The 2,643-nt window shown below is 72.2% G+C and carries 2 protein-coding genes; one reads left to right on the top strand and one right to left on the bottom strand.

Features of this window, described 5'->3' with window-relative positions; all coding sequences use genetic code 11:
- The coding region (locus PMI01_RS16705; protein ID WP_007671444.1) for an aldehyde dehydrogenase (NADP(+)) at positions 1-1,567 on the bottom strand (1,567 nt) is incomplete at its 3' end.
- 154 nt (positions 1,568-1,721) lie between these two features.
- On the opposite strand from PMI01_RS16705, the gene PMI01_RS16710 reads away from it, so the two are divergent.
- A partial coding sequence (locus tag PMI01_RS16710) for a LacI family DNA-binding transcriptional regulator (protein ID WP_007671470.1) occupies positions 1,722-2,643 on the top strand: 922 nt, incomplete at its 3' end.

Genomic DNA, 2,643 nt, shown 5'->3' on the forward strand with positions numbered 1-2,643 from the left:
TCAGCGTCCCATCGACCCGGCGGACGATGCCCAGGGGGTTGTCGTCTTGCAGTTCGGGGGGCAGCAGGGCCTGGGGCAGGTTCTGGTAGGCGACCGGCCGCAGGAAGCGGTGGATGGCCAGGGAGCCGACCGAGGTGGTGCGGCTGTCGGAGGTGGCGGGGAACGGGCCGCCATGGACCATGGCGTGGCCGACCTCGACCCCGGTGCCAAAGCCGTTGACCAGCACCCGGCCGGCCTTCATCTCCAGGGCCGGCAGCAGGGCGCGGGCCAGGTCGGTGTCGGCCTCGTCCATGTGCACGGCGACGGTCAGCTGGCCTTCGAGGGCGGCGATCACCGCCAGCAGCTGGGCCAGGTCCTGGCAGCGGACCACCAGCGAGGCGGCGCCGAACACCTCGTCCTGCAGGGGCGGGGTGGCCAGGAAGGTGGCGCCATCGACGCTGAACAGCGCCGCCCGGCCCTGGCCGTGGCCGCCGTCCAGGCCGTGGGCGACGGAAGCGACGCCGGCGGTGGTCTCCAGGGCTTCGACGCCCTCGGCATAGGCCTGGCAGATGCCGGGGGTCAGCATCTGGCCGGCCGGGGCCTGGGCCACCACCTGCGCGGTGGCGGCCAGGAAAGCGTCGAGCTCGGGGCCGTCGATGGCCAGGACCAGGCCGGGATTGGTGCAGAACTGGCCGGCGCCTTGCGTGAGGGCGGCGACGAAGTCGGGGGCGATGGCGCCGCCCCGGGCCTTGAGGGCGGCGGGCAGGAGCAGCACCGGGTTGATGCTGCTCATCTCGGCGTAGAATGGGATCGGCTCGGGCCGGCCCTGGGCCACGGCCAGCAGGGCCAGGCCGGCCCGGCGCGAGCCGGTGAAGCCGGCGGCCTTGATGCGGTGGTCGGCCACCAGGCCTTGCGAGATGGCGATGCCGCTATCGTGCAGCAGGGCGAACACCCCCGCCGGCAGGCCGCATTCGGCGACGGCGTCCTGCACCGCCCGGCCGACCAGTTCCGAGGTCCCCGGATGGGCCGGATGGGCCTTGACCACCACCGGGCAGCCGGCCGCCAGGGCCGAGGCGGTGTCGCCGCCGGCCACCGAGAAGGCCAGCGGGAAGTTGCTGGCCCCGAACACCGCCACCGGGCCCAGCGGCACATTGCGCAGCCGCAGGTCGGGGCGGGCCATCGGCTTGCGGTCGGGCTGGGCCGGGTCGATGCGGGCCTCCAGCCAGCCGCCGTCGCGCAGCACGCCGGCGAACATCCGCAGCTGGCCGACCGTGCGGCCGCGCTCGCCTTCCAGGCGGGGGCGGGGCAGGCCGGTCTCGGCCATGGCCCGGACGATCAGGTCGTCGCCGATCGCCTCGATCTTCGAAGCCACGGTCTCCAGGAACGCCGCGCGGGCCTCGGGCGAGGTGGCGCGGTAGGGCCCGAAGGCCGCCGCCGCCAGGGCGCAGGCCGCCTCCAGGTCGGCCGCCGTCGCGCCGCCGAAGGCCACCGGCAGGGCTCCGCCCGTGCTGGGGTCGATCGCCGCGATCGCGCCGCCGGCCCCGGCGCGCGCGCCGCCGTCGATCAGGAGTTCACCGGTCAAGGTCATGGGCGGTCCTTCATGCTGCGCGCTCGATCAGGCTCTTAAATGATACCGCTCCCATTGTCGTCAAGTTAGAAGGGGAGGGCCCCGGAGCGCCGGGGGCAGACATAATGTTACACGGCGTCTAGGTTTGCCGCGAAGCGGGGAAGACGGATTCTACATGGCGAAGCGACCGGCCACGATCATCCATGTCGCCGAGAAGGCGCGCGTGTCGGTCAAGACGGTGTCGCGGGTGCTCAACAACGAGCCCAATGTCACCCCCGACCTCAAGGAACGCGTGCTCGCCGCCGTCGAGAAGCTGGGCTACAGCCCCAGCAAGGCCGCCCGCACCATGGCCGGGTCGCGCTCCTATCTGCTGGTGGCCTTCAACGATCGCCGCCTGACGCTGGACAACTGGCGCAGCGAGCGCGGCAACGAGTGGATCGACCAGATGCTGTACGGCGCCATGCTGCGCTGCGAGCAGTCCGGCTATCACCTGATGTTCGAGCTGGTCGACCGCGAGTCCGATCAGCTGGAGAAGCAGATCACCGCGGTGCTGTCGTCGCTGCAGCCCGACGGGGTGATCCTGACCCCGCCCAACTGCGAGAACCCGGTGGTGCTGGGGGCGCTGAAGAAGCGCAATATCCCGTTCGTGCGGCTCAACACTCCGGTGCGCGGGCAGGGGCCGCGGGTCTACATGGACGACCGGGCCGCCGCCCGCCAGGCGACCAGGCACCTGCTGGGCCTGGGCCACAAGCGGATCGGCATGATCGCCGGCGACTACAAGTTCTCGTCGTCGATCCAGCGGGTCGAGACCTTCGTGGCGACCATGCAGGCGGCGGGAATCGCCGTGCCCGAGCCCTGGATCCATCAGGGCGACTTCACCTTCGAGGCCGGGGTGGCGGGGGCCAACGCCCTGCTCGACCTGCCGCAGCCGCCGACCGCGATCATGGCCTCCAACGACCAGATGGCCCTGGGCGTGGTCAGCGTCGCCCAGGCGCGGGGGATCGCGGTGCCCGGGGCGCTGTCGATCCTCAGCTATGACGATTCCATCGGGGTGCGGCTCAGCGTGCCGTCGCTGACGGCGGTGCGCCAGCCGGTGG

It is taken from the genome of Caulobacter sp. AP07 (assembly GCF_000281955.1).
GTDB lineage: Bacteria > Pseudomonadota > Alphaproteobacteria > Caulobacterales > Caulobacteraceae > Caulobacter.